Annotated in this window: 25 protein-coding genes; 17 read left to right on the forward strand and 8 right to left on the reverse strand. The window is 64.7% G+C overall.

Features of this window, described 5'->3' with window-relative positions; all coding sequences use genetic code 11:
• Positions 1-8: 8 nt before the first annotated feature.
• Positions 9-785 (reverse strand): enoyl-ACP reductase FabI, encoded by a 777-nt coding sequence (gene fabI / locus ACG97_RS13180; RefSeq protein ID WP_047967858.1) that lies wholly within the window; start codon positions 783-785, stop codon positions 9-11.
• 252 nt (positions 786-1,037) lie between these two features.
• Here fabI and ACG97_RS13185 point away from each other — a divergent pair, with 252 nt between their 5' ends.
• The 3 genes from ACG97_RS13185 (at position 1,038) to aspS (ending at position 3,818) form a co-directional block, all read left to right on the forward strand.
• A complete protein-coding gene (locus ACG97_RS13185; protein WP_047967829.1) occupies positions 1,038-1,274 on the forward strand; it encodes an FmdB family zinc ribbon protein in 237 nt (78 codons plus the stop codon).
• Between the two features lie 7 nt (positions 1,275-1,281).
• Positions 1,282-1,917, forward strand: coding sequence for a DUF502 domain-containing protein (locus ACG97_RS13190; protein ID WP_047967830.1), 636 nt, complete (start codon positions 1,282-1,284; stop codon positions 1,915-1,917).
• Between the two features lie 98 nt (positions 1,918-2,015).
• The gene (aspS, locus tag ACG97_RS13195) at positions 2,016-3,818 is read left to right on the forward strand and encodes an aspartate--tRNA ligase (RefSeq protein WP_047967831.1); all 1,803 of its coding nucleotides are present in this window, start codon (positions 2,016-2,018) and stop codon (positions 3,816-3,818) included.
• 90 nt (positions 3,819-3,908) lie between these two features.
• Here aspS and ACG97_RS13200 read toward each other — a convergent pair whose 3' ends face one another.
• A complete protein-coding gene (locus ACG97_RS13200; RefSeq protein WP_162199011.1) occupies positions 3,909-5,099 on the reverse strand; it encodes a SpoIIE family protein phosphatase in 1,191 nt (396 codons plus the stop codon).
• A gap of 286 nt (positions 5,100-5,385) precedes the next feature.
• Here ACG97_RS13200 and ACG97_RS13205 point away from each other — a divergent pair, with 286 nt between their 5' ends.
• Entirely contained in the window at positions 5,386-6,000 is a 615-nt protein-coding gene (locus ACG97_RS13205; RefSeq protein WP_047967833.1) for a peroxiredoxin, read from the forward strand.
• A 70-nt stretch (positions 6,001-6,070) separates the two neighbouring features.
• Here ACG97_RS13205 and ACG97_RS13210 read toward each other — a convergent pair whose 3' ends face one another.
• Positions 6,071-7,294, reverse strand: coding sequence for an MFS transporter (locus tag ACG97_RS13210; RefSeq protein ID WP_047967834.1), 1,224 nt, complete (start codon positions 7,292-7,294; stop codon positions 6,071-6,073).
• Positions 7,295-7,430: 136 nt separating this feature from the next.
• Positions 7,431-8,033: an arylesterase gene (locus ACG97_RS13215; protein ID WP_047967835.1), complete on the reverse strand. Its 603-nt coding sequence runs from the start codon at positions 8,031-8,033 to the stop codon at positions 7,431-7,433.
• Between ACG97_RS13215 and ACG97_RS13220 the strand changes: the two genes are divergently transcribed.
• From ACG97_RS13220 to ACG97_RS13270, 11 genes are all read left to right on the forward strand, one after another.
• Positions 8,032-8,727, forward strand: a complete 696-nt coding sequence (locus ACG97_RS13220; RefSeq protein ID WP_047967836.1) for an ABC transporter ATP-binding protein — start codon at positions 8,032-8,034, stop codon at positions 8,725-8,727. The genes ACG97_RS13215 and ACG97_RS13220 overlap by 2 nt on opposite strands.
• Positions 8,724-11,201, forward strand: a complete 2,478-nt coding sequence (locus tag ACG97_RS13225; protein WP_047967837.1) for an ABC transporter permease — start codon at positions 8,724-8,726, stop codon at positions 11,199-11,201. Before ACG97_RS13220 ends, ACG97_RS13225 begins: the two co-directional genes overlap by 4 nt.
• A 16-nt stretch (positions 11,202-11,217) precedes the next feature.
• The gene (locus ACG97_RS13230; RefSeq protein ID WP_047967838.1) at positions 11,218-11,775 is read left to right on the forward strand and encodes a DUF2946 family protein; all 558 of its coding nucleotides are present in this window, start codon (positions 11,218-11,220) and stop codon (positions 11,773-11,775) included.
• 120 nt (positions 11,776-11,895) lie between these two features.
• A complete protein-coding gene (gene mltG, locus ACG97_RS13235) occupies positions 11,896-12,885 on the forward strand; it encodes an endolytic transglycosylase MltG (RefSeq protein WP_047967839.1) in 990 nt (329 codons plus the stop codon).
• A 2-nt stretch (positions 12,886-12,887) separates the two neighbouring features.
• The gene (gene tmk / locus ACG97_RS13240; protein ID WP_047967840.1) at positions 12,888-13,514 is read left to right on the forward strand and encodes a dTMP kinase; all 627 of its coding nucleotides are present in this window, start codon (positions 12,888-12,890) and stop codon (positions 13,512-13,514) included.
• The gene (holB, locus tag ACG97_RS13245; RefSeq protein ID WP_047967841.1) at positions 13,514-14,521 is read left to right on the forward strand and encodes a DNA polymerase III subunit delta'; all 1,008 of its coding nucleotides are present in this window, start codon (positions 13,514-13,516) and stop codon (positions 14,519-14,521) included. Before tmk ends, holB begins: the two co-directional genes overlap by 1 nt.
• Positions 14,522-14,533: 12 nt before the next feature.
• On the forward strand, positions 14,534-14,905 hold the full coding sequence (locus ACG97_RS13250) for a PilZ domain-containing protein (protein ID WP_047967842.1): 372 nt from the start codon (positions 14,534-14,536) through the stop codon (positions 14,903-14,905).
• A 165-nt stretch (positions 14,906-15,070) separates the two neighbouring features.
• The gene (locus ACG97_RS13255) at positions 15,071-15,784 is read left to right on the forward strand and encodes a hypothetical protein (protein WP_047967843.1); all 714 of its coding nucleotides are present in this window, start codon (positions 15,071-15,073) and stop codon (positions 15,782-15,784) included.
• A gap of 125 nt (positions 15,785-15,909) precedes the next feature.
• A complete protein-coding gene (locus ACG97_RS13260) occupies positions 15,910-16,695 on the forward strand; it encodes a TatD family hydrolase (RefSeq protein WP_047967844.1) in 786 nt (261 codons plus the stop codon).
• A gap of 10 nt (positions 16,696-16,705) precedes the next feature.
• The gene (locus tag ACG97_RS13265) at positions 16,706-17,473 is read left to right on the forward strand and encodes an MBL fold metallo-hydrolase (RefSeq protein WP_047967845.1); all 768 of its coding nucleotides are present in this window, start codon (positions 16,706-16,708) and stop codon (positions 17,471-17,473) included.
• A gap of 13 nt (positions 17,474-17,486) precedes the next feature.
• A complete protein-coding gene (locus ACG97_RS13270) occupies positions 17,487-17,837 on the forward strand; it encodes a hypothetical protein (protein WP_047967846.1) in 351 nt (116 codons plus the stop codon).
• A gap of 25 nt (positions 17,838-17,862) precedes the next feature.
• Here ACG97_RS13270 and ACG97_RS13275 read toward each other — a convergent pair whose 3' ends face one another.
• The 4 genes from ACG97_RS13275 to ACG97_RS13290 all read right to left on the reverse strand — a co-directional run bounded on the left by ACG97_RS13275 (position 17,863) and on the right by ACG97_RS13290 (position 20,665).
• A complete protein-coding gene (locus ACG97_RS13275; protein WP_047967847.1) occupies positions 17,863-18,180 on the reverse strand; it encodes a chorismate mutase in 318 nt (105 codons plus the stop codon).
• A complete protein-coding gene (locus ACG97_RS13280; protein ID WP_047967848.1) occupies positions 18,177-18,491 on the reverse strand; it encodes a chorismate mutase in 315 nt (104 codons plus the stop codon). The genes ACG97_RS13275 and ACG97_RS13280 overlap by 4 nt, the downstream gene beginning before the upstream one ends.
• Before the next feature lie 106 nt (positions 18,492-18,597).
• Positions 18,598-19,623, reverse strand: a complete 1,026-nt coding sequence (trpS, locus tag ACG97_RS13285; protein ID WP_047967849.1) for a tryptophan--tRNA ligase — start codon at positions 19,621-19,623, stop codon at positions 18,598-18,600.
• Positions 19,624-19,843: 220 nt separating this feature from the next.
• Entirely contained in the window at positions 19,844-20,665 is an 822-nt protein-coding gene (locus ACG97_RS13290; protein WP_047967859.1) for a pyruvate, water dikinase regulatory protein, read from the reverse strand.
• A gap of 297 nt (positions 20,666-20,962) precedes the next feature.
• Here ACG97_RS13290 and ppsA point away from each other — a divergent pair, with 297 nt between their 5' ends.
• Entirely contained in the window at positions 20,963-23,350 is a 2,388-nt protein-coding gene (gene ppsA, locus ACG97_RS13295) for a phosphoenolpyruvate synthase (RefSeq protein ID WP_047967850.1), read from the forward strand.
• Between the two features lie 182 nt (positions 23,351-23,532).
• Positions 23,533-24,531 (forward strand): class 1 fructose-bisphosphatase, encoded by a 999-nt coding sequence (locus ACG97_RS13300; RefSeq protein WP_047967851.1) that lies wholly within the window; start codon positions 23,533-23,535, stop codon positions 24,529-24,531.
• The last annotated feature ends 152 nt before the right edge of the window (positions 24,532-24,683 follow it).

The following is a 24,683-nucleotide window of genomic DNA, read 5'->3' on the forward strand; positions in this document are numbered from 1 at the left end:
GTCAGTCCTCAGGCCATGATGTTGAAGCCGCCATCGACATAGGTGACTTCGCCGGTCAGCGCGCGGGCGGCGTCGGAGGCGAGGAAGGCGCAGGTGTTGCCGACGTCCTCAATGTCCACCAGCCGGTTTTGCGGCGCGCGGGCGATGGCGTCGTCGATCAACTGGTCGAAGTGGGCGATGCCGCTGGCGGCGCGGGTTTTCAGTGGTCCCGGCGAGATGGTGTGTACGCGGATGCCTTTCGGGCCCAGCTCGTGCGCCATGTATCGGGTGGTGCTTTCCAGCGCCGCCTTCACCGGCCCCATGATGTTGTAGTTCTCGACCACCTTGTCGGCGCCGTGATAGCTCATGGTGATCAGCGCGCCGCCGTTCTTCATCAGCGGCTCGGCCAGGCGCGCCATCTCGATGAAGGAGTAGCACGAGACGCGCATCGCCTGCAGGAAACCGTCGCGCGAGCAGTCGGTGACGCGGCCGTGCAGGTCGTCCATCGGGCAGAAGGCGATGGAGTGCACCACGAAGTCGATCTGGCCCCAGGTTTCCTCGATCGCGGCGAACACCTGCTCCAGCTGGCCGTCAGCCTGTACATCCAGTGGCAGGATCAGCGGTGCGGCCAAGCCTTCGGCCAGCGGGCGCACGAATTTTTCCGCCTTCTCGTTGAGGTAGGTGATGGCGACTTCGGCGCCCTGTTCCCGCATGATCTTGGCGCAACCGTAGGCAATGCTGTGTTCGTTGGCGATACCGACAATCAGGCCGCGTTTGCCGGCGAGGGGCAGGTGGGATGGGCTCATGCTGATCAACTCCAGTAGGTAAGTAAGGATGACGCTGCCGGCAAAGCATCGCGCGGACGTGTTGCAATGCAATGAAGCGAGCGTTTTCTATTGTTCTATCAGTCGGATATAATCATCCGTTTACTTGGCGAGCTACTTGATCGCCAACGCTTGTGACCCCATTATCATGCAGGGTTTTATTGCAGCAAGCTTTGATGCACTGCAATATCTGATCGCATTATGTCATCGTCTTTGTTTGTGGAGTGCTAAATCATGCCGATTTACGAATACCGTTGTGATGCCTGTGGCGTGCAGAACGAACATCTGCAGAAGATGAGCGATGCGGCGCTGACCGATTGCCCGTCCTGCGGCAGCCAGAGTTACAACAAGGTACTGACTGCGGCTGGCTTCCAGCTCAAGGGCAGCGGCTGGTACGTTACCGATTTCAAGAACAGTGGCAGCGGTCCGGCTTGCGGTAGCGGTGGTTGCGGAAGTGGCGGATGTGCCTGAGATACCGATGAAACATATCAAAATGACGTTGCGCGGCTACCTGATCGCCGGTCTGCTGATCTGGCTGCCGATCGCCATCACGCTGTGGGTGCTGAACCTGATCATCGGCACCCTGGACCAGACCGTGAACGTGCTGCCGCAGGGCTGGCGTCCGGAGAGCCTGTTCGGCTTCGACATCCCCGGCCTCGGCGTGGTGCTCGCGTTCGCGGTGCTGCTGGGCACCGGCTTCATGGCGGCCAACGTGCTCGGCCAGCGCCTGCTCGACCTGTGGGAGCTGGTGCTGACGCGCACGCCGGTGGTGAAAACCATCTACAACAGTGTGAAGCAGGTCAGCGACACCCTGCTGTCCGACTCCGGCCAGGCCTTCCGCAAGGCGCTGCTGGTGCGCTTCCCGCACCAGAACGCGTGGACCATCGCCTTCCAGACCGGCGCCCCTTCCGGCGAGGTGAAGCAGCAGCTGGGCGAGGATGACTTCATCAGCGTCTACGTGCCGACCACGCCGAACCCGACCTCCGGCTACTTCATCATCGTGCCGAAGCAGGACACGCGCGAACTGGACATGTCGGTGGATGCGGCACTGAAATACGTCATTTCCATGGGCGTTGTCGCGCCCAGTGCCCCCGATAGTGAAAAACGCAAGTAAAATGCGTTATTGAATGAACTCCGCAGAGGCCGGTCGTCCCGCCTCTGCCTTTGTTTTTATTAAAAGAATCTTCGAATTTAAGGCTAAAAGGCTTCTGCATGAGAACCGACTACTGCGGCTTGATTGATAAAAAATTCCTCGGCCAGACCGTTACGGTCAAGGGCTGGGCCCATCGTCGTCGTGACCACGGCGGCGTGATCTTCATCGACCTGCGCGACCGTGAAGGTCTGGTGCAGGTGGTGATCGATCCGGACACCCCGGAAGCATTCCAGACCGCCGACAGCACCCGTAACGAATTCGTGCTGGCGATCACCGGTATCGTGCGCGAGCGCCCGGCCGGCACCGCCAACAGCAAGATGATCTCCGGCGAGATCGAGATCCTGGCCAAGCACATCGAGATCCTGAACGCCGCGGCCACGCCGCCGTTCCAGATCGACGACGAAAACCTGTCCGAGAACGTGCGCCTGACCAACCGCGTCATCGACCTGCGTCGTCCGGCGATGCAGAAGAATCTGCGCCTGCGCTACCGCGTGGCGATGGGCGTGCGTAACCATCTGGACAAGCAGGGCTTCATCGACATCGAAACGCCGATGCTGACCCGTTCCACCCCGGAAGGCGCCCGCGACTACCTGGTGCCGTCGCGCGTGCATCCGGGCGAATTCTTCGCGCTGCCGCAATCGCCGCAGCTGTTCAAGCAGCTGCTGATGGTGGCCGGCTTCGACCGCTACTACCAGATCACCAAGTGCTTCCGTGACGAAGACCTGCGTGCCGACCGCCAGCCGGAATTCACCCAGATCGATATCGAGACCTCGTTCCTGAACGAGGACGAGATCATGGACATCACCGAAACCATGGCGCAGGAGATCTTCCGCGACGTGATGGGCGTGGAGCTGGGCAAGTTTCCGCGCATGGCCTACAACGACGCGATGTTCTACTACGGCTCCGACAAGCCGGATCTGCGCGTGTCGCTCAAGTTCACCGAACTGACCGATCTGATGAAGACCGAGGAGTTCAAGGTGTTCCGTGGCGCCGCCGACATGGCCAATGGCCGCGTGGTGGCCCTGCGCGTGCCGGGCGGTGCCGCGCTGTCGCGCAAGGACATCGACGACTACACCCAGTTCGTCGGCATCTACGGCGCCAAGGGTCTGGCCTACATCAAGGTCAACGACAAGAGCAAGATCACCAATGACGAAAGCAGCGGCCTGCAGTCGCCGATCGTCAAGTTCCTGTCGGTGAACGCGCTGAACGAAATCATGGCGCGTACCGGTGCCGACAACGGCGACATCATCTTCTTCGGCGCCGACAAGGCCAAGGTGGTGAACGAGGCCATCGGCGCGCTGCGCATCAAGATCGGCCACGAGCGCGGCGAAGCCGGCGGCTACTTCGTCAAGGAGTGGCGCCCGCTGTGGGTGGTGGACTTCCCGATGTTCGAGCACGACGAAGACGCCGACCGCTGGACTGCCTGCCACCATCCGTTCACCAGCCCGAAACCGGGCCACGAAGACCTGATGGACACCGATCCGGGTGCGTGCATCGCGCGTGCCTACGACATGGTGCTCAACGGCTGGGAAATCGGTGGCGGTTCGGTGCGTATCCACCGCGCCGACATCCAGGAAAAGGTGTTCGCCGCGCTGAAGATCAGCCCGGAAGAACAGCAGAACAAGTTCGGCTTCCTGCTCGACAACCTGAAGTTCGGCGCACCGCCACACGGTGGCCTGGCCTTCGGTCTGGATCGTCTGGTGACGCTGATGTGCGGTGCCGAGTCGATCCGCGACGTGATCGCGTTCCCGAAAACGCAACGTGCGCAGTGTCTGCTGACCAGCGCGCCGAACGCGGTGGACGAGAAGCAGCTGAAGGAACTGAACCTGCGCCTGCGCCAGAAGGCCGAGCCGACCGCCTAAGGTTGGCCGCAAGGCAGCAACAGCAAACGGGAGCCGCGGCTCCCGTTTTTTCATGTGCCGCGCGCTTGCTTAGGCCTGCGGCGGGGGCGGCTAGTTTGCGGGGCTTTCCTCGTCGGGCGGTAGTGCCGGCTGCTGCTGGCAGCCGATCACCACCAGCGAGGCGTCGTCCAGGTGCGGCTGCCGCTGCAGGTGCTGCTGCAACGCGGCGGCGATCCGCGTCGCGGTGTCGTGCCCCTGTGCCGCACGGGCGGCCTGCAGCACGCCGTCCTCGCCAAACTGCTGCTGCGCCGCGTTGCGCGCCTCGGTGACGCCGTCGGAGCAGACGATGATCTCGCCGTCATGCTGCCAGTGGTACTGCTCTTGCTGCTGCTCGAACGCCTCCGGTGGCAGCGTGCCCAGCGGCGGATGGGCGGAGCGGAAGGTCTTTTCCAGTTCGCCGTGCCGGTTGAGGAAGCTGCAGCAGGGAATGCCGCCGTTCCACACCGTGATGCGCCGGCTGCGGTAATCGATGGCGAGCAGCGCGGCGGCGACGAAGTGGCTGGTGGGCAGGGTCTGGTACAGCTTGCGGTTGATCGACTCGGCGATCTGGCCGATGCCGAAGCCACTCCGGGTCATCGCGTGAAAACTGTCGATCGCCGGCAGGCAGCAGATGGCCGCCACCAGACCGTGGCCGGTGCTGTCGGCCAGCATCACGTGGTCGGCGCCGGATGGCGAGCGCGCGATGCAGATCACGTCGCCGCTGAGGTGTACCGCCGACTTCAGCCAGCTGTGAATATTGTGCTGCTGCGCATTGGCGGCGGTGTTGAAGCTTTCCAGCACGTGCTGCGCCAGGCTGTGTTCCTGCTGGGTGGTGGCGTAGTACTGCTCCAGCTGGCGGTTGCTGTCGCCCAGGCGCGCCTGCATGTCGATGATGCGCAGCAGGCTGCTGATCTTGGCCGACAGCAGCGGCAGGTTGACCGGCTTGGTCAGGTAGTCGTCGCCGCCGGCCTCCAGCCCGTGCAGGTAGTCGGCTTCTTCGTTCATCGCCGACAGGAACACGATCGGGATCCAGTGCCCGGCCAGTTGCTGGCGGATGTGGCGGGTGGCGCTGAAACCATCCATCACCGGCATCAGGATGTCCATCAGGATCATGTCCGGCATGCTGGTGGCGCAATATTCGACCGCCTCCTGCCCGTTGCTGGCAGTCACCGGCAGGTGTCCCAGCTGGCGGATGAAGCGGGCCAGCATGGTGCGATGCAGGCTGACATCGTCTACCGCCAGTATGGTCAGCTGTTTGCTCATGGTCATCCCGCAGCGGGTGGTTGAAAGGGAGCGGGGCGCCAACGGCCGCCCCTGTCGTATTTTAATCCAGATTGCGGCCAACGTTATCTGCTTTGCATGGCCGGCCACCCCATGGCGCGTGGCGGCCGGGGATGGGGGGACACTGCGGCGTGGTGATTGCCCGTCTTAATGGTGGTAATTTGGATATTCAATTGGCAGCTGGCGCCACCGCTGATTTATAAACGTGCCAGTTTGCGGAATCACCGTCCGCAGGATTCACACATAACCGAACTCCAAGGAGAATCACATGGCCGTACTTGTAGGCAAACAGGCACCGTTCTTTGCAGGCGAAAAAACCTTCTCCGCCGTTCTGGGCGATGGTCAGATTGTTGACAACTATTCCTTCCAGCAGGCGACTGAAGGCAAATACGCCGTGGTGTTCTTCTACCCGCTGGACTTCACCTTCGTGTGCCCGTCCGAGCTGATCGCGTTTGATCACCGCCTGGCCGAGTTCAAGTCCCGCAACGTGGAAGTGATCGGCGTGTCCATCGACAGCCAGTTCTCCCACGCCGCATGGCGCAACACCCCGGTGGAAAAAGGCGGTATCGGCCAGGTGGGCTACACCCTGGTGGCCGACATCCAGCACGAGCTGTGCAAGGCCTTCGACGTGGAAGCCGACGGTGGCGTGGCCTTCCGTGGCTCCTTCCTGATCGACAAGTCCGGCGTGGTACAGCACCAGGTGGTCAACAACCTGCCGCTGGGCCGCGACGTGGACGAGATGCTGCGCATGGTTGACGCGCTGCAGTTCACCGAAGAACACGGTGAAGTGTGCCCGGCCGGCTGGAACAAGGGCAAGAAAGGCATGAAGCCATCCGCCGAAGGCGTGGCTTCCTACCTGGCCGAGAACGCCGCCGCGCTATAATCAGCATCTGCCCGCGCCAGCCCTAAGGTTGGCCGCAGTCACCACCCTGCATCCGCGATGCAGGGTTTTTTTATGGCGCCGGCGCCAGCATCTGGCGCAGCGCACCGGCCTGCAGCAGCACGGTCAGTAGCGCCACCCCGGCGCACAGCCACCACAGCAGCGCGCCGCCGAACTGGCCGTAGGCCCAGGTGCCGATCGCCGGCGCATACAGCGTGCGCCCGCTCCACGCCGCGGCGTAGACGCCGAGGTAGCGGCCGCGTTGACGCCCCTCCGAGCGCTGCATCACGATCACCGACCAGGTCGGCGACAGCAGCAGCTCGCCGACGGTCAGCACCAGCATCGCCATCAGCGCCCAGCCGGCGGCGACGCCGGCATTGAGCAGCAGAAAGCTCATGCCGATGCACAGCACGCCGAGGTGCGAGCAGCGCTGCAGCCCCCAGCGGCCAACACGGTGGGCAATGCTGACCTGCAGCGCGACCACCATCAGCCCGTTGAGGGTGAACAGGTAGCCGATCCACTCCGGACCCAGCCGGTAGTGTTCGCGCAGGAACATGCCCAGCGTGCCGTACATCTGGTCGAATACCGCCAGGATCAGCAGCTGTCCGGCGATGAAGCGCAAAAAGGCGCGGTCCTGCCACGGCGAGCCGTCCTGCTCCACCAGGTTGGCCGCAGACGCTTGCGCCCGGCCCGGCTGCGGCGGCTGGCGGCGATAGGCGGCCACCAGCCACAGGCAGGCCAGCAGGCTGGCACAGCCCTGCGCCACGAACACCCACTGGTAGCCGTACACCGCCAGCAGGCCGCCGGTGATGCCGGCCAGCGAGGTGCCGAGGTTGAACGCCACCCGGTACAGCCCTTGTGCGGTGGCGCGCTGCGCCGGCGCGCACGGCTCCAGCACCAGCCGCATATTGCCGGGGCGGAAGCCGCCATCGGCGATACCGGTCAGCAGTAGCAGCGGCACGAAGCCCCACACCGGCAGCGGCAGCGCCAGCGACATGGTCAGCAGCCCGCTGGCCAGCAGCAGCGCCGCACACAGCTTGCGGGTATCGAGGCGGTCGCTGAGGGCGCCGCCGCCATAGGCGCCCAGCACGCAGCCCAGACCGTAGCAGCCCATCAGCAGGCCGATGCTGCCGTAGGGCAGTCGGTAGCGCTCCAGAAAATAGAGCGGCAGGAACAGCTTGGCGATGCCGCCCATGGTGTTGATCATGGTGGCGACGATCTGGATGTAGACGCCGGCGGGCAGGCCGCGGAACGGGGTGACCAGGCGCTGGGCGAGCGCGGCGGCAAGAGCGGGCATGGGGAATCCTTGTGGGAAGGCGGCAGCGGGCGGACAGCCGGATGGGCCGCCGCAGTCACAAGGTTAACCTTTATGTCATGAAGTGTGGCAAAAGCCTGAGAAACGTTGCGTTCACCACAAAAAACAGTGATTCCTGCTATTTTCTGGCGATTAGCGGCGTCAGCGCCGGCAGCACGTTGCGCACCATGCGCGGCTGCGCCTGCGCGACCGGATGGATGCCATCGCCCTGGAACAGCGCCAGATCCTGCTCGAAACCGGCCACCAGCAGCGGCACCAGCGGCACTTTGTGCTGGCGTGCCACTTTGTCATACACCTGCCGGAACTTGGCGCCGTAATCGGGGCCATAATTGGGGGGCAGTGCCATGCCGACCAGCAGCACCCGCGCGCCGGCACGCTGGGCCAGGCGGACCATGGCGGACAGGTTGTCCTGCATCGCCGGCAGCGGCAGGCCGCGCAGGCCGTCGTTGCCGCCCAGCTCCAGAATCAGCACCTCCGGGCGCTGTTGCCGCAGCACCGCCGGCAGCCGCGCCAGGCCGCCAGCGGTGGTCTCGCCGGACAGGCTGCTGTTGATGACCTGATGCGTGCTGCCCAGTTGTTGTTGCAACAGCCTGACCCAGCCCTGTTCCGGGCGCAGGCCATAGGCGGCGGACAGGCTGTCGCCGAACACCACGATACGCGCGGCGTGTGCCATGTGCGGCGCCAGCAGCAAGACAACCAGCAGAAAGCAGCGATAAAGCATGAATCCCTCTCCAGAAAATAACGTGATCCTGCGCGCCGAAGCGCTGGCGCGCCAGGTCGACTACCACGGCCAGACGCTGACCATCTTGCACCAAGCCAGCTTCAGTGTCGCCGCCGGCGAGAGCGTCGCCATCGTCGGCGCCTCCGGCAGCGGCAAATCCACGCTGCTTGCCATTCTGGCAGGGCTGGACCCGGCAAGTTCCGGCGAGGTGTGGCTGGCCGGCCAGGCGCTGTCGGCGCTGGACGAGGACCAGCGCGCGCTGCTGCGCCGCGACAAGGTCGGCTTCGTGTTCCAGAACTTCCAGTTGATGCCGCAATTCACCGCGCTGGAAAACGTGATGCTGCCGCTGGAGCTGGCCGGGCGCAGCGATGCCCGCGCCGCTGCCAGCGCCATGCTGCAGCGTGTCGGCCTCGGCCACCGTCTCGATCACTACCCGCGCCACCTGTCCGGCGGCGAGCAGCAGCGGGTGGCGCTGGCGCGCGCCTTCGTGGTGCGGCCAACCTTGCTGTTTGCCGACGAGCCGACCGGCAACCTCGATCCGGCCACCGGGCGGCAGGTGATCGAGCTGCTGTTCCAGCTCAACGCCGAGGCCGGCACCGCGCTGGTGCTGGTCACCCACGACACCGCGCTGGCGTCGCGCTGTGCCGCGGTCTACCGCCTCAACGACGGCCGCCTGCAGCGGGAGGCGACATGAGCCGGCTGTCGCTGCAGATGGGCTGGCGCCTGTTGCGGCGCGAGCTGCGTGCCGGCGAGCTGACGGTGCTGCTGCTGGCGCTGCTGGTGGCGGTGACGGCGATGAGCAGCGTCGCCTTCTTTTCCGACCGCATCGAGCAGGCGCTGACGCGGCAGGCCAGCCAGCTGCTGGCCGCCGACCTGGTGTCCAACGGCAACCGGCCGCCGCCGGACGCGTGGCGGCAGCAGGCGGCGCAGCGCGGCCTGCAGCAGGCGGAGGCGGCCACCTTCCCGTCGATGGTGTTCGCTCGCGAGCAGGCGGTGCTGGCGACGCTGAAGGCGGTCACCGCCGGCTATCCGCTGCGCGGCGAGGTGCAGCTGCGCACGCAACAGGGTTTGCAAGAAGGGCGGCTGGCGCCGGCGCCGGGCGAGCTGTGGGCCGATTCGCGGCTGCTGCAGAAGCTGGGCCTGCGTCTGGGTGACAGCGTGCGCCTCGGCAACGTCAGCCTGCGCCTGAGCGCGGAAGTGCTGCGCGAGCCGGACGGGGCGATGGACCTGTACAACTTCATCCCGCGCGTGCTGTTCAACCACGCCGATCTGGCCGCCACCGGCCTGGTCCAGGACGGCAGTCGCGTGCGCTACCGGCTGATGGTGGCCGGCGATGCCGCCAGCGTGGCCGGCTACCGCCAGTGGCTGGCGCCGCAGCTGGACCGCCGCACGCGGCTGGAGGATGTCGAGGAGGCGCGGCCGGAGGTGAAATCGGCGCTGGAGCGGGCACGGCGCTTCCTCGGCCTGACCGCGCTGCTGTCGGTGCTGCTGTCGGCGGCGGCGGTGGCGCTGGCGGTGCGCCGCTACCTGGCGCGGCACTGGCAGAGCGTGGCGGTGATGCGCGCGCTGGGGCAGACCGGTAGCGAGGTAGCGCTGGTGTGGGGCAGCCTGTTCCTGTGGCTGGCGCTGGTGGCCGGCGTGCTCGGCACCGTCGCCGGCTATGGCGTGCAGGCCGGCTTGCTGCTGCTGGCGCAGCAGTGGCTGGGCGCGGGGTTGCCGGCGCCGGCGCTCACCGCCTGGCTGAGCGGGCCGCTGTCGGCGCTGATCCTGCTCGCCGGTTTTGCGCTGCCGCCGCTGTTGGCGCTGCGCCGTATTCCGGCGGTGGCGGTGTTGCGTGCCGACATGCCGACCTCCAGCCGTTCGCTGCTGGCGCCGCTGCTGGCCATTGTCGCGCTGCTCGGGCTGGCGGCGTGGCAGGTCGGCGACAGCACGCTGGCGCTGTGGCTGCTGGGCGGGCTGGTCGGCTTCCTGCTGGCGGTCGGTCTGCTGGCCTGGGGCGTGGTGCGCCTGCTGCGCCGCGTGCCGCTGTCCGGTGCCGTCGGCTGGCGCCACGGTGCGGCCAACCTGGCGCGGCGGCCGTGGCTGGCGGTGATCCAGATCGCGGCGCTGTCGGTGAGCCTGATGGCGCTGCTGACGCTGACCGTGGTGCGCGACGACCTGATCGGCGCCTGGCAGAAGTCGCTGCCGGCCGATGCGCCGGATTCGTTCCTGATCAATCTGCAGGCGCCGCAGCAGGCGACGCTGGACGCGCTGTTCGCCAAGGTTGGCCGCAGCGCGCCGCAGGCGGCGCCGATGACGCGGGCGCGGCTCTTGATGATCAACGAGCGCGCGGTGAAGGGCAGCGACTACGAGGACGAGCGCGCGCAGCGGTTGGCCGAGCGCGAGTTCAACCTGTCGTGGCGCGCCGCGCCGCCGCCGGGCAACGGCTTTGCCGCCGGCAAGTGGTGGCCGGCGGACAGCACGCAGCCGGCATTCTCGGTGGAACAGGGGCTGGCCGAGACGCTGGGCATCCGCATGGGCGACGTGCTGGTGTTCGACATCGCCGGCACCCGCTGGCAGGCGCCGGTGACCAGCCTGCGCAAGGTGGCGTGGGACAGCTTCCAGCCCAATTTCTTCGTGATCGCGCCACAGGGCTGGATGGGGGGCGAGAGCGCCAGCTACATCACCAGCTACCGCGCGCCGGACAAGGACTTCAACAACCGGCTGGTGGCGGCGCTGCCCAATGTCACCGTGATCGATATCAGCGTCATCGTGCGCGAGGTGAAGGCGGTGATCGGGCGGCTGGCGCTGGCGGTGGAAACCATGTTCAGCCTGGCGCTGGCCGCCGGCGTGCTGGTGCTGTGGGCGGCGCTGGCCGCCACCCGCGACGAGCGGCAGTTCGATGTCGCGCTGTTGCGCGCGCTGGGGGCCTCGCGGCAGCAGGTGCGCGCGGTGATCCTCGCCGAGCTGGCGTGGCTGGGCGGCCTGACCGGGCTCATGGCCGGCATCGGCGCGATGGCGATCGGCAGCCTGGTGGCGGTGCAGCTGTTCAACCTGCCGCTGGCGCCGAACCTGTGGCTGCCGCTGCTGGGCGCGCTGTGCGGTGGCGCGGTGGTCGGCCTTGCCGGCTGGCCGCTGCTGCGTAAAATCACGCGCACCCCACCCACCGACATACTGCGCAACAGCTGAGACAGGAGCGAACGACATGGATGCAATGGTATTGGCGTCACTCGCCAAGTGGCCGAACGTGCCGGCGGTGTTCGGCTGGCTGCGGCTGGATGCGCGCGGCCAGTGGTGGCTGCGCGAGGAGCGGCTGAACCAGGCCGCGATCGTGGATTTCTTCCGCCGCAACTATGCGCGCGACGGCGACGGCCGCTACTACGTGCAGAACGGCCCGCAAAAGGTCTACGTCGCGCTGGATGCCGCGCCCTATGTGGTGCGGCGCGGTGAGGCCGGCTGGCACTGGCTGCCGGACATCGACCCCGGCACGCCGCGGCTGGCGCTGCTGGACGAAGGCGGGCGGCTGTTTGTCGAGGCCGGCGGCGAGCTGGCGGTGGTGGACGACCGCGAGCTGCTGGCGCTGAGCGAGGTGATGTTGCGCAGCGCCGACGGCCTGCCGCCGACGGCGGCGGACTGGACGGCGTGGCAGCAGGGCACGCTGGCGCTGCAGTTGTGCCTGGCCGAAGGCAGCCTGCCGCTGCGGCCGCTGGCCGCCGCCGACGTGTCGCAGCGCTACGGTGTGGTGCTGTCGCCGCAGCCCTGAACGGCGTGCCGCTTTGGCGCGGAAGGCGGCCGGCGTGCGTGGTATCATCGCGCGTCCGGCGCCAGCGCGCCTTTTCACCCGGCGCAAGCGCCTCTTTTTAGCTAAGTTGATGAAGTCCGTATGCACCGATTGATAGGCCGTATCCTTGCCGCGTTCGCGCTGCTGTTTGCCCTGTGGCTGGCCTGGGTGGTTGCCGTGCCGGTGACCCCGCCCGGCTCGCCCTACACCGTCAGCGTCGCCCCCAACCGCACCATGGGCCAGCTGGCACGCACGCTGGAAGAGGATGGCGCCATCCGCAACCGCTGGGTGATGGTGGCGATCTCGCGCATGATGGGCAGCGACCGCAAGCTGAAGGCCGGGCTGTACCAGTTCTCCGGCGCCACCGCGCTGTGGCAGTACCTGTCGCGCTTCAACGACGGCCACCCGGACCAGGCCAGCGTTACCATCATCGAGGGCTGGACCTTCCGCCAGTTCCGCGCGGCGCTGCGTGAAGAGGAAGACCTGCGCCAGGACAGCGCCGGCTGGAGCGAGCAGCGCCTGCTGGCCGAGCTGGGCATGAGCGAGGGCAGTGTCGAAGGCCTGTTCTTCCCCAGCACCTACTACTATCTGCCCGGCAGCAGCGATGTGGAACTGCTGCGCCGCGCCAACCAGACGCTGATGCAGCAGCTGCAGACGGTGTGGGAATCGCGCGCCGCCGACCTGCCGTACCAGACGCCGTACCAGCTGCTGATCATGGCCAGCCTGATCGAGAAGGAAACCGCGCGCGAGGAAGACCGCAGCATGGTGGCCAGCGTGTTCGTCAACCGCCTGCGCATCGGCATGCGGCTGCAGACCGATCCGGCGGTGATCTACGGCATGGGCGAGCGCTACCGCGGCCGCATCGGCAAGGACGCGCTGCGCCGCGACACGCCGTACAACACCTATACCCGCGCCGGGCTGACGCCGACGCCGATCGCGCTGGTCAGCCGCGCGGCACTGGACGCCGCCGCGCACCCGGCGCCCAGCCGCGCGCTGTACTTCGTGTCGCGCGGTGACGGCACCACCCAATTCTCCGAAACACTGGACGAGCACAACGCCGCCGTCCGCCAATACATCCTGAAGAAAGGTTGATGATGTCCAGAGCGCGCTTCATTACGCTGGAGGGACTCGACGGTGCCGGCAAGACCACGCATTTGACCTTCATCCGCAACTGGCTGGCTGCGGCCAACGTTGACACCGTGTTCACCCGCGAGCCGGGCGGCACGCCGCTTGGCGAGAAGCTGCGCGAACTGCTGCTCGACGTCGACACCGAAGCCACGCTGGATACCGAGACGCTGCTGATGTTCGCCAGCCGCCAGGAGCTGCTGTCGTCGGTGATCCGCCCGGCGCTGGCCATGGGGCGCTGGGTCGTCAGCGACCGCTTTACCGACGCCACCTTCGCCTACCAGGGCGGTGGCCGCGGCGTGCCGGCCAAGCGCATCGCGCAGCTGGAGGAGTGGGTGCAGCAGGGGCTGCAGCCGGACCTGACCATCCTGCTCGACGTGCCGCTGCAGGTCTCGCAGCAGCGGCTGAGCCAGACGCGGCTGCCGGACCGTTTCGAGCGCGAGCGCGAGGACTTCCACCAGCGTGTGCGCGACAGCTACCTCGCCCGCGCCGCCGCCTATCCGCAGCGTTTCTTCGTGGTCGACGCCACCGGCGACATCGCCGACATCCAGCAGCAGCTGGCCGGCCGTCTCGCCATGCTGAAAGCGCAAGCCTGATGCGTTACCCGTGGCAAGCCAGCGACTGGCAAAGGTTGGCCGCCAACTTCGAGCGTCTGCCCAATGCCTGGCTGCTCAGCGGCCCGGCCGGCATCGGCAAGCGCGAATTCGCGCAGGAAGTGGCGCGCTCGCTGCTGTGCGAGGCGCCGCAGGCCGATCACCACGCCTGCGGCCAGTGCCAGGCCTGCCACTGGTTTGCCGCCGGCAACCATCCCGACCTGCGCGTGCTGACACCGCACGGCGATGACGAGGAGGCGGAAGACGGCAAGGAAGCCAAGGCGCCGAAACGCAAGCTGCCGGTGATCAAGATCGACGGCGTGCGCAACGTGATCGAATTCGCCCATCTCAGCGCCCACCGTGGCGGACGACGGGTGGTGATCGTGGAACCGGCGGAAGCGCTGAACCCGGCCGCCGCCAACGCACTGCTGAAAGTGCTGGAAGAACCGCCGGCCGAGGTGGTGTTCCTGCTGGTGTCCGATGCGCCGCAGCGGCTGCTGCCGACCATCAAGAGTCGCTGTCGCCAGTTTCCGCTCAGCCTGCCGTCGGCGGCTGAGGCGCTGGCGTGGGTGAACGAACAGGGCGTCGAGGACGCCGAGGCCGAGCTGGCGTTTCACGGCGGCATGCCGCTGTTCGAGCACGACGCGGCGGAGGCGGCGCTGCGCAAGCAGTTCGTGTCCGGGCTGACCGAGTGCAGCATGGGCAGCGTGCTGAGCCTCGCCGACGCCATCGACAAACAGAAGGTGGCGCTGGAACTGCCGCTGCGCTGGCTGGGCAAATGGCTGCACGACCTGGCCGCGTTGCGGCTGGGCGGCGCGGTGCGCTACTTCCCGGCACAGCAGGCGGCGATGCAGCGCCTGCTGCCACGGCTGAATATCCATGCTTTAATGGATTGCCAGCGCGAACTGACCGCACTGGCGCCGTATGGCCAGCACACCCTGGTGACAAGGCTGCAACTGGAAGCCCTGTTGATGAACTACCTGAAAGCCTTTGCTGGCAAGCCCACATGACACAGGATCAGCATGGATAACGCAGTCGAGATCAAGCCCGACGCCAGCCGCCCCGGCGTGCTGTCGCTGTCGATCAAGGAGCGCAGCGCGCTGTACGCGGCCTACATGCCCTTCCTGCGCAACGGCGGCATCTTCGTGCCGACCAACCGCGACTACAATCTCGGCGACGAGGTGTTTCTGCTGCTGACGCTGCTGGACGACACCCAGAAGCTGGCAATCCCCGGCAAGGTGGCGTGGCTCACCCCCGCCGGTGCCAACAACAACCGCAACCAGGGCATCGGCATCGAATTCGCCGCCGACGAAACCTGCAAGCAGGCGCGGCTGAAGATCGAGAGCCTGCTCGGCGGCGCGCTGAACTCGACGCGGCCAACCCATACCATGTAGTTTTTTCTCACGATTTATGCTTTTGGTTTAAATTGTTTTGTTTTTCTCCTTTTTGAAATAGTATTCATTTTGGTTTTTTCTGTGGCAAGACAATGGCAACAGAAAAGCAGGCTGAATATTGATAATGCGTAATGATCCGGTGCGCAGCGCCGGAAAGGGGAAAAAATGAAACGCTTCATTGGCGCGCTGGTGCTGTTGGCATTGATGGGCGGCGCGCAGGCAACGGAAGTCCGTGTCGACTTCGGCTTTTTTGACTCGGCCAAGGAGCAAGGGGACAAGTTCGTGCAAGCCCTGCCGAAAGGTACCGAGCTGAGTCGCTTGACACTGGGCAGCAAGCCGCTTGAGTTGGGCAGCTCCTGGCAGGTGCTGCATAGCGGTTATTATCTGGATACGGTTGACGAAGTCGGCTCACCGATTTCCGGGCGGGGTGTAGCGACCGCTTATCTTTATCTCGGCAAATTCAATGCCGAGCGACTGAATGAATTCATGCGGCTGGATGTCAGCCTTTACCGCCGTGTCCGTACCGAGTATCTGACCAATATTCTCCCGGTGTGCCAGAAAAGCGAAGACTATGTCTATCAGGACATTCTCGAAGCCAGAAATCAGCGCATGTCTTGTCTCGCGGTACGGGTAGGCAGCCCGGCACTGGAGACGAAGCGTTCCGATATCTACAGTGCTGTCGAAAATGCCTATGGCGATATGCTGTTCCAGGCGGATAGCCAGGGCAGCACAAAACTGTACATTACCGAACTGTATGAAACGAGGAGCAGTAACCTGTTCCGCTTGTATCGGGTCATGCCGGCGGAAGGCAGGGCGCTGCCGCAACTGAGCGATGAGCTGGTCAGGATGCGTAGCAGTCTCCAGAGCACCTTTTTCTGAACAGCAGTAATGGGGGGCTGTTCGTTGTGAGCAGGCAAGTTCACAAGTAGTGGGCAATCTTCTACAATTTCTGCTGTCAATCTGTTGCGGCCAACGTTGGCCGCAATTTTTTTTGAAAGCCCATCATGCTGGTCGATTCGCACTGCCATATCAATTTCCCCGACCTTGCCGCGCGCATGCCGGAAGTGCTGGCCAATATGGCCGCCAACGGTGTCGGCCACGCGCTGGTGATCGGTGTCAGCCGGCCGAAGTATCCGGAGGTGCTCGCACTGGCCGAGGCGCATGCCAACCTGTTCGCCACCGTCGGCATCCACCCGGATGACCCGGAGGCGGAGGAGTTCAGCGAGGACGAGCTGGTGGCGCACGCGGCGCACCCGAAGGTGGTCGGCATCGGCGAGACCGGCCTCGACTACCACTGGTGCCAGGGCGATCTGGCGTGGCAGCACGAGCGCTTCGCGGTGCACATCCGCGCCGCGCGCCGCACCGGCCTGCCGCTGGTTATCCATACCCGCGCTTCCGCCGCCGATACCGTGCGCATGATGCGTGAGCACGGCGCCGATCAGGCCGGTGGCGTGATGCACTGTTTCACCGAAGACTGGGATACCGCCCGCGCCGCGCTGGATTTGGGCTTCTACATCTCGCTGTCTGGCATCGTCACTTTCAAGAACGCGGCGGTGGTAAAGGAAGTGGCGCAGAAGGTGCCGCTGGAGAGCCTGCTGGTGGAAACCGACTCGCCGTATCTGGCGCCGGTGCCGTTCCGCGGCAAGACCAACGAGCCGGCCTTCGTCAAGCACGTGGCGGCGCATATCGCCGAGCTGCGCGGCCTGTCGTTCGAGACGGTGGCGGCAGCCACCACCGACAATTTCTTCCGCCTGTTCGCCAAGGCGCAGCGCGTCGCGGGACAGGGTTGAGGCGATGACGATGAGCAAGCTGCAGTGGACAGTCCTCGGTTGCGGCTCCAGCAGCGGCACGCCGGCCATCGGTTGCGGCTGCCCTAGCTGCAGCTCGACGGATACGCGCAACCGGCGCACCCGTTGCTCCGCCTATGTGCGCATCGGTGACGCCGGCGTGCTGATCGACACCGGGCCCGACCTGCGCCAGCAGGCGCTGCGCGAGGGCATCAGCCGCGTCGACGCGGTGCTGTACACCCACCCGCATGCCGATCACCTCAACGGCATCGACGACCTGCGCGCCTTTTGCTACGTGAAAAAGGGGCCGATCACGCTGTACGGCAATGCCTTCACCCTCGACAACATCCGCCGCCGCTTCGATTACGCGCTGGCGCCGCCGTCGCCGGTGTGGGACAAGCCGGTGCTGCATACCGAGCTGGTGACTGCGCCGTTGACCATCAGCGGCGTGACGGTGACGCCGATTCCGCTGCAGCACGGCCCCTGGCCATGCCTGGGCTGGCGCATCGGCGATGTGGCGTGGCTGACCGACCTGTCCGACATTCCCGAATCCAGTCTGCCGCTGCTGCAGGGGCTGGACACGCTATTCCTCGACTGCCTGCGGCCGGAGCCGTACCCTTCGCACCTGCATCTGGCGGCGTCGCTGGAGTGGGCGCAAAGGTTGGCCGCAAGGCAGACCTTCCTGATCCACATGACGCACCAGCTGGAATACCACGTGCTGTCGGCACAGTGTCCGCCGGGGGTGGCGGTGGCGTACGATGGCCTGCAACTGACTTTCTAAGAGCTGACAAACAATGAGCATGCTGATTCTGGGGCTGGTCGCGCTGATCGGTCTGGTATTTTCCGTGGCCGTGGTGGTGTTCTACCTCGGCTGCCTGGGCGCGACGATGGCGGCCTTCAACCACGGGCGCATCGTGTGGGGCTCGCTGACCTTCTTCATTCCGCCGCTGTCCTTCCTGTTTGCACTGCGACACCGTGCCGAGGCGGACTGGTCGTTCGGCTTCATCTGGAAGGGCGGGCTGGTGGTGCTGCTGATCGTCGGCGGCGTCTGGCTCGGCATGCAGCTGCTGCCGGAGCACGCGGCGCAGGGCGCCAGCGCCATGGGCAAGCTGCTGCCACTACCGGCCGGTCCTGTAGCGCAGTAAGTCCTCGCCGCTGGCCGGCCGGCGCTCAGCCACTCGCTGGCTGCTGCACCTGCCATGCCGCCAGTTCCTCGGCGATGAAGTAGTTCACCAGCTCGCGGTACAGCCGTTCGATGACGTCGGCGGACAGCTGCTGTTGCTCGGCCCACACGCGGCGTTGCGCCAGCATGCTATCGAAGCGTGCCTTGGCGCGCACGGTGTCGGCGCTGTGCTTGAACGCGGTGGCGGCCTTGACGTAGCGGAAGCGCTCGCCCAGCAGCGCGATCACCTGCTGGTCGATACGGTCGATCTCGCCGCGGATTTCCGCCATGTCGCGGCACTGCGCCGGCAAACGTGGCGCGCTCATGCGGCGTTACCGTCCGGCAGCGCTGCCAGCAGTGCCGCGCGCTCGCGTTGGCTGAAGTGGCCGATCATCTCGCGGTAGATCTTCGCGGTCAGCGCGGCATCGGCACCCAGCTCGCCGGCAAGGCGGGTGACGCGGCGCATCACCTGGTCGCGGCGCTTGCCGTCTTCCGCACCGTCGCCGGGCTGTTTGAAATCGGCCGCCTGCTGCACGTACAGGCCGCGCTCGGCGATCAGGCTGACGATGGCGCGATCCAGGGTGTCGATCTGGTCGCGGACTTCCTGCAAGTTACGGCACTGGTAAACCCATTCCATGATGTCTCTCCCGCGCTGGTGATGGTCGGTCGCCTGCTGGTTGCCAGGTGCCGGTGAGGGTGTGCTGGTCGCGGCCAACGCTGGCAAGCTTGGCCGCAGGCTGCGTTCAGTAGTAGTTGAGGCCCATCGCTGCCTTCACTTCCGCCAGTGTCTGTGCCGCCACCGCGCGTGCCTTGTAGGTGCCTTCCTTCAGCAGTGCCATCACCTGCGCTGGGTCCTGCGCGTAGTGTTCGCGGCGGGCGCGGATCGGGGCCAGCAGCGCCTGCAGCCGCTCCTCCAGCTGTTTCTTGATCACGCTGTCGCCGAGGCCGCCGCGCTGGTAGTGCGCCTTGAGATCGGCCACCAGTGCGCTGTCCGGCTCGAAGGCGTCCAGATAGGCGAACACCACATTGCCCTCGACCTGGCCGGGATCATCGACGCGCAGATGATTGGCGTCGGTGTACATCATCTTCACCGCGTGGCTGATCTCGTCCGGGGTGGCCGACAGCGGCAGCGCATTGCCCAGCGATTTCGACATCTTGGCCTTGCCGTCGATGCCGGGCAGGCGCGCGCCGGCGGTTGGCACCACCGCCCGCGCCTCGACCAGTACCTCGCGGCCAACGCTGCTGTTGAAGCGGCGGGCAATCTCGTTGGTCTGCTCGATCATCGGGATCTGGTCGGCACCGACCGGCACGATGGTGGCCTTGAACGCGGTGATGTCGGCGGCCTGGGCGGCAGGGTAGGTGAGGAAGCCGGCCGGGATGTCTCGCTCGTAGCCGCGCAGCTTGATCTCGTCCTTGATGGTCGGGTTGCGTTCCAGCCGCGACACGGTGACCAGGTTGAGGTAGTAGGAGGCCAGCTCCATCAGCTCCGGCACCAGGCTCTGGATGAAGATGGTGCTCTTGGCCGGATCGATGCCGACGGCGAGGTAGTCCAGCGCCACCTGCAGCACGTTGTCGCGCACCTTCAGGTAGTTGCCCATGTTGTCGGTCAGCGCCTGGGCGTCGGCCAGCAGCAGGAATTGCTGGCAGCGCTCCTGCAGGATGACACGGTTGCGCAGCGAGCCGACGTAGTGGCCGAGGTGCAGCGGGCCGGTGGTGCGGTCACCGGTGAGGATGATGTCGTTACTGGATACGGTGCTGAGGATGTCCATGCTGATCTCCGTTATTTTGCGGGAGACCGACTTGGCGCAGGGGGGGATGGTGCAACAAAAAACCCGGGCGCCTTGTCGGCTGCTCCCGGGTTTGCTTTACGTACGCAACCGCGGTGCCGCCGTCAGAGGCGCCACCAGGAAAAAAAGAAAGCTGCGGTTGCGGGTTTGGTAGTCATGTTTTTTATCAGATCACGGCATTGCTGCGGGCGTCAAGCCGTTTTTAGAAGCGGCGGTTGAGGTGCGCCTTGTGCATGATGGTGGAGGCGATTTCCTCGATCGACTTGTGCGTGGTGCTGATGAACGGCACCGAATGATGGCGGAACATCGACTCGGCCTCGTTCACCTCGCGGCGGCAGTTGTCCATGCTGGCGTAGCGCGAATCGGGACGGCGTTCGGAGCGGATGTAGTGTAGTCGCGCCGGATCGATGGTCAGGCCGAACATCTTGCTGCGGTACGGCAGTAGCATTTTCGGCAATGTCGGGCTGTCGAGGTCTTCCGGGGTCAGCGGATAGTTGGCCGCCTTGATGCCGTACTGCAGTGCCAGATACAGGCAGGTCGGTGTCTTGCCGGAGCGTGACACGCCGATCAGGATCACGTCGGCCTCGGCCAGATCCTTCAGCTTCACGCCGTCGTCATGATTGAGCGAGAAGTTCACCGCCTCGATGCGGTGATCGTATTCCGCTTCGTTGCTCATGCCATGCGCCTTGCCCAGCTGTAGTGTCGCTTTTTCACCCAGCTCCCGTTCCAGCTCGCCAATGAAGGTCTCGAAGAAATCGATCACCAGCGCGTGGCTGATCTGCAGTGCGGCGCGGACATCGGCCTTGATGATGCTGGTAAAGACCAGCGGCTTGAGGTGGTCGGTGGCGCCGACCTCGTCAATCTGGCGTGTCAGCTCCTGCGCTTTCTCCACGGTATCGATAAACGGCACCGTTTCACGCTTGAACTCTTGGGCATCAAATTGCGTCAGCAGGGTGTTTCCGAGTGATTCGGCGGTGATCCCGGTGCGGTCGGAAACAAAAAAAACGGAACGGCGATGCGGCATGGTGATTTCCTGCAAATGTCCAGTGGCGGTCTACAGCGGCAAGTCTGCGGGCAGGCGGCGGCGGATGCAAGCCGCAAGCGCGGCACCTGGCGGCGGAGCGCTGTAGTTTGCCGACTACAGCGGCAGTCGGCAAAACTGCGACATTGTGGTGCAGGACGGAACACCAGAAAGCGGCATTGTGCCTTGAGTGAGGGCAAACCCCGTGTTGTGCAGTGCAGAAGTAGCTACGCAAACAGCGACTTGTTCGGCTAGAATGCGCTATCCCTATCGTCCAATCCACATACAGGAAGTGAAGTGATGGCAGAGAACTACGTCATCTGGTTCGAGAAGCTGCGCATGACCGACGTTGAAGAAGTAGGCGGCAAGAATGCCTCTCTCGGCGAAATGATCAGTCAGCTGGCAAACTCCGGCGTGCGAGTACCGGGAGGCTTTGCAACTACTGCAGACGCCTATCGTGACTTTTTGCAGCACAATGGCCTCGCCGACCGAATCAACCAAGCCCTTGGCAAACTCGATATCGATGATGTCACCGAACTGGCCCGCGTCGGCAAGGAAATTCGGCAATGGATTATCGACACCCCATTCCCGGCCAAGCTTGATGAAGACATCAAGACTGCCTGGGACAAAATGGTCGCCGATGCCGGTGGTGCCGATATTTCCGTCGCAGTCCGTTCCTCTGCAACCGCAGAAGACCTCCCCGATGCCTCGTTCGCAGGCCAGCAAGAAACCTTCCTGAACATTCGTGGCCTTGACAACGTCAAGGACGCCATGAAGCACGTTTTCGCTTCCCTCTATAACGACCGCGCCATCTCCTATCGCGTACACAAAGGCTTTGCCCACGATGTGGTGGCACTGTCGGCTGGTGTGCAGCGCATGGTGCGTTCCGATAGCGGCGCTGCCGGCGTGATGTTCACCATCGATACCGAATCCGGCTTCGAAGACGTGGTCTTCATCACCTCTTCCTACGGTTTGGGCGAGACAGTGGTGCAAGGCGCGGTGAACCCGGACGAGTTCTATGTCCACAAGCCGACCCTGCGTGCCGGCCGTCCGGCCGTGCTGCGCAAGAACATGGGTTCCAAGCTGATCAAGATGGAGTTCACCGACGCGTCGCAAGCCGGCCGCTCGGTGAAAACCGTCGACGTGGCAGCGGAACTGCAAAAACAGTTCTCGATCTCCGACGCGGAAGTGGAAGAACTGGCCCACTACGCGCTGATCATCGAAAAACACTACGGCCGCCCGATGGACATCGAGTGGGGCCGTGACGGTACCGACGGCAAGCTGTACATCCTGCAAGCGCGTCCGGAAACCGTGAAGTCGCAGGAAGACCGCAAGGACACCCTGCGCCGTTATCGCCTGAAGAACAAGTCCACCGTGCTGGTCGAAGGCCGCGCCATTGGCCAGAAGATCGGTCAGGGCACCGTGCGCATGATCAAGGACGCGTCCGAGATGGACCAGGTGAAGGCCGGCGACGTGCTGGTAACCGACATGACCGACCCGGACTGGGAACCGGTGATGAAGCGCGCTGCCGCGATCGTGACCAACCGTGGCGGCCGTACCTGCCACGCGGCCATCATTGCACGCGAGCTGGGCATCCCGGCAGTAGTGGGTTGCGGCGACGCTACCGACTTGCTGCGTGATGGCATGCAGGTAACCGTATCCTGCGCCGAAGGCGACACCGGCAACATCTATGATGGCCTGCTGGAAGTGGAAATCATCGAGCTCGAACTCGACAAGATGCCGAAGTCGCCGGTGAAGATCATGATGAACGTGGGCAACCCGGAACTGGCCTTCGACTTCGCGCAGCTGCCGAACGAAGGCGTGGGCCTGGCGCGCATGGAGTTCGTGATCAACCGTCAGATCGGTATCCACCCGAAAGCGCTGCTGGAGTTCGATACCCTGCCGGCCGACCTGAAAGCGACCATTACCGATCGCATCGCCGGTTACGCCAGCCCGGTAGACTTCTACGTGGATAAAATCGCCGAAGGCGTGTCCACGCTGGCTGCTGCCTTCTACCCGAAAAAGGTCATCGTACGCATGTCCGACTTCAAGTCGAACGAGTACGCCAACCTGATCGGCGGCCAACTGTACGAGCCGCACGAAGAAAACCCGATGCTGGGCTTCCGTGGCGCGGCGCGCTACGTGGCCGACAGCTTCCGCGACTGCTTCGAGCTGGAATGCCGCGCCATCAAGAAGGTGCGCGACGTGATGGGCCTCACCAACGTGGAAGTGATGATCCCGTTCGTGCGTACCCTGGCCGAAGCCGAGAAAGTGATCGAGATCCTGGCCGCCAACGGCCTGAAGCGTGGCGAAAACGGCCTGCGCCTGATCATGATGTGCGAACTGCCGACCAACGCGGTACTGGCCGAGAAGTTCCTGCAATTCTTCGACGGCTTCTCCATCGGCTCCAACGACATGACCCAGCTCACCCTGGGCGTGGATCGCGACTCCGGCGGCCCGATCGCCACCACCTTCGACGAGCGCAACGAGGCGGTGAAAGCCATGCTGCACATGGCGATCCAGGCTTGCCGCAAGCTCGACAAGTACGTGGGTATCTGCGGCCAGGGCCCGTCCGATCACCCGGACTTCGCCAAGTGGCTGGTGGAAGAGGGCATCGAGACCATCTCGCTGAACCCGGACACCGTGGTGGAAACCTGGCTGTACCTGGCCAAGGAACTCAACGCCTGAGCCTGACCGTCTGATCCTGTCAACGCCCGACTGGCGAGCGCATCGAGTGCACTCGCCGCCCAAGTCGGGCGTTTTTCTTTGTCAATTCATGTAGTTCGCAGGTAACACCCCCGATGGCAGAAGGGCGATGGTAAACTTTGCCCATAGCCCTTTTCCACCTACCTTGCGATACGAGGACAACGATGAGCCGTATCTCCCTTTCCCGCTTCCTGATCGAAGAACAGCGCCAGCACGGTGCACTGCCGCCGGACCTGCGTCTGCTGATCGAAACCGTGGCCCGCGCCTGCAAGGCCATCGCCCACTCCGTCAACAAGGGCGCGCTGGCTGGTGTGCTCGGCGAGGCCGGTACCGGCAACGTGCAGGGCGAAGCCCAGAAAAAACTGGACGTGATCGCCAACGACATCCTGCTGGAAGCCAACGAGTGGGGTGGCAACCTCGGTGCGATGGCCTCCGAAGAGATGGAGCTGCCGCACTCGATCCCGGATCACATGCCGCGTGGCCGTTACCTGCTGCTGTTCGACCCGCTGGATGGTTCTTCCAATATCGACGTCAACATCTCGGTCGGCACCATCTTCTCGGTGCTGGAAGCGCCGGAAGGTAACGAACAGCCAACCGAGCAGGACTTCCTGCAACCGGGTAGTCGCCAGGTGGCCGCCGGCTATGCACTGTACGGCCCGCAGAACATGCTGGTGCTGACCTTCGGCCAGGGTGTGTACGGTTTCACGCTGGATCGTGAGCTGGGTTCCTGGGTGCTGACCAATACGCGCATGCAGGTGCCGGAAACCACCAAGGAATTCGCCATCAACATGTCCAATCAGCGTCACTGGGAAGCACCGGTGCAACGCTACATCGGCGAATTGCTGGCCGGTAGCGAAGGCCCGTTGGCCAAGGACTACAATATGCGCTGGGTAGCCTCCATGGTGGCCGAGGTGCATCGCATCCTGGTGCGTGGCGGTGTGTTCATGTATCCGAAGGATGCCCGCGACCCGGGCAAGCCGGGCAAGCTGCGCCTGATGTACGAAGGCAACCCGATGGCCTTCATCATCGAGCAGGCCGGTGGCGTGGCGACCAACGGCCATCAGCGTATTCTGGATATCCAGCCTAACGGTCTGCACGAGCGGGTGGCGGTCTTCCTCGGCTCTAGGGAAGAAGTGGAGCGCGTCACCGCTTATCACGCGTAATTCACGCGCCGTATTTGAAGTGCTCAAGGTTGGCCGCAAGCGTTGCGGCCAACCTTTTTCATTTTTCCTGGCGGCGGGGTGGCTGTGGAATCAACGACTTGCCGATTTTGTGCGATAAAGTGCGTGGCGGGGTGTTGACGGAGGTGGCGGGG

It is taken from the genome of Vogesella sp. EB (assembly GCF_001037925.1).
GTDB lineage: Bacteria > Pseudomonadota > Gammaproteobacteria > Burkholderiales > Chromobacteriaceae > Vogesella > Vogesella indigofera.

Bases quoted from the DNA above. Each gene is read 5' to 3' on its own strand.
- fabI (WP_047967858.1), bottom strand. From the start codon at position 785: ATGAGCCCATCCCACCTGCCCCTCGCCGGCAAACGCGGCCTGATTGTC.
- ACG97_RS13185 (WP_047967829.1), top strand. From the start codon at position 1,038: ATGCCGATTTACGAATACCGTTGTGATGCCTGTGGCGTGCAGAACGAA.
- ACG97_RS13190 (WP_047967830.1), top strand. From the start codon at position 1,282: ATGAAACATATCAAAATGACGTTGCGCGGCTACCTGATCGCCGGTCTG.
- aspS (WP_047967831.1), top strand. From the start codon at position 2,016: ATGAGAACCGACTACTGCGGCTTGATTGATAAAAAATTCCTCGGCCAG.
- ACG97_RS13200 (WP_162199011.1), bottom strand. From the start codon at position 5,099: ATGAGCAAACAGCTGACCATACTGGCGGTAGACGATGTCAGCCTGCAT.
- ACG97_RS13205 (WP_047967833.1), top strand. From the start codon at position 5,386: ATGGCCGTACTTGTAGGCAAACAGGCACCGTTCTTTGCAGGCGAAAAA.
- ACG97_RS13210 (WP_047967834.1), bottom strand. From the start codon at position 7,294: ATGCCCGCTCTTGCCGCCGCGCTCGCCCAGCGCCTGGTCACCCCGTTC.
- ACG97_RS13220 (WP_047967836.1), top strand. From the start codon at position 8,032: ATGAATCCCTCTCCAGAAAATAACGTGATCCTGCGCGCCGAAGCGCTG.
- ACG97_RS13215 (WP_047967835.1), bottom strand. From the start codon at position 8,033: ATGCTTTATCGCTGCTTTCTGCTGGTTGTCTTGCTGCTGGCGCCGCAC.
- ACG97_RS13225 (WP_047967837.1), top strand. From the start codon at position 8,724: ATGAGCCGGCTGTCGCTGCAGATGGGCTGGCGCCTGTTGCGGCGCGAG.
- ACG97_RS13230 (WP_047967838.1), top strand. From the start codon at position 11,218: ATGGATGCAATGGTATTGGCGTCACTCGCCAAGTGGCCGAACGTGCCG.
- mltG (WP_047967839.1), top strand. From the start codon at position 11,896: ATGCACCGATTGATAGGCCGTATCCTTGCCGCGTTCGCGCTGCTGTTT.
- tmk (WP_047967840.1), top strand. From the start codon at position 12,888: ATGTCCAGAGCGCGCTTCATTACGCTGGAGGGACTCGACGGTGCCGGC.
- holB (WP_047967841.1), top strand. From the start codon at position 13,514: ATGCGTTACCCGTGGCAAGCCAGCGACTGGCAAAGGTTGGCCGCCAAC.
- ACG97_RS13250 (WP_047967842.1), top strand. From the start codon at position 14,534: ATGGATAACGCAGTCGAGATCAAGCCCGACGCCAGCCGCCCCGGCGTG.
- ACG97_RS13255 (WP_047967843.1), top strand. From the start codon at position 15,071: ATGAAACGCTTCATTGGCGCGCTGGTGCTGTTGGCATTGATGGGCGGC.
- ACG97_RS13260 (WP_047967844.1), top strand. From the start codon at position 15,910: ATGCTGGTCGATTCGCACTGCCATATCAATTTCCCCGACCTTGCCGCG.
- ACG97_RS13265 (WP_047967845.1), top strand. From the start codon at position 16,706: ATGAGCAAGCTGCAGTGGACAGTCCTCGGTTGCGGCTCCAGCAGCGGC.
- ACG97_RS13270 (WP_047967846.1), top strand. From the start codon at position 17,487: ATGAGCATGCTGATTCTGGGGCTGGTCGCGCTGATCGGTCTGGTATTT.
- ACG97_RS13275 (WP_047967847.1), bottom strand. From the start codon at position 18,180: ATGAGCGCGCCACGTTTGCCGGCGCAGTGCCGCGACATGGCGGAAATC.
- ACG97_RS13280 (WP_047967848.1), bottom strand. From the start codon at position 18,491: ATGGAATGGGTTTACCAGTGCCGTAACTTGCAGGAAGTCCGCGACCAG.
- trpS (WP_047967849.1), bottom strand. From the start codon at position 19,623: ATGGACATCCTCAGCACCGTATCCAGTAACGACATCATCCTCACCGGT.
- ACG97_RS13290 (WP_047967859.1), bottom strand. From the start codon at position 20,665: ATGCCGCATCGCCGTTCCGTTTTTTTTGTTTCCGACCGCACCGGGATC.
- ppsA (WP_047967850.1), top strand. From the start codon at position 20,963: ATGGCAGAGAACTACGTCATCTGGTTCGAGAAGCTGCGCATGACCGAC.
- ACG97_RS13300 (WP_047967851.1), top strand. From the start codon at position 23,533: ATGAGCCGTATCTCCCTTTCCCGCTTCCTGATCGAAGAACAGCGCCAG.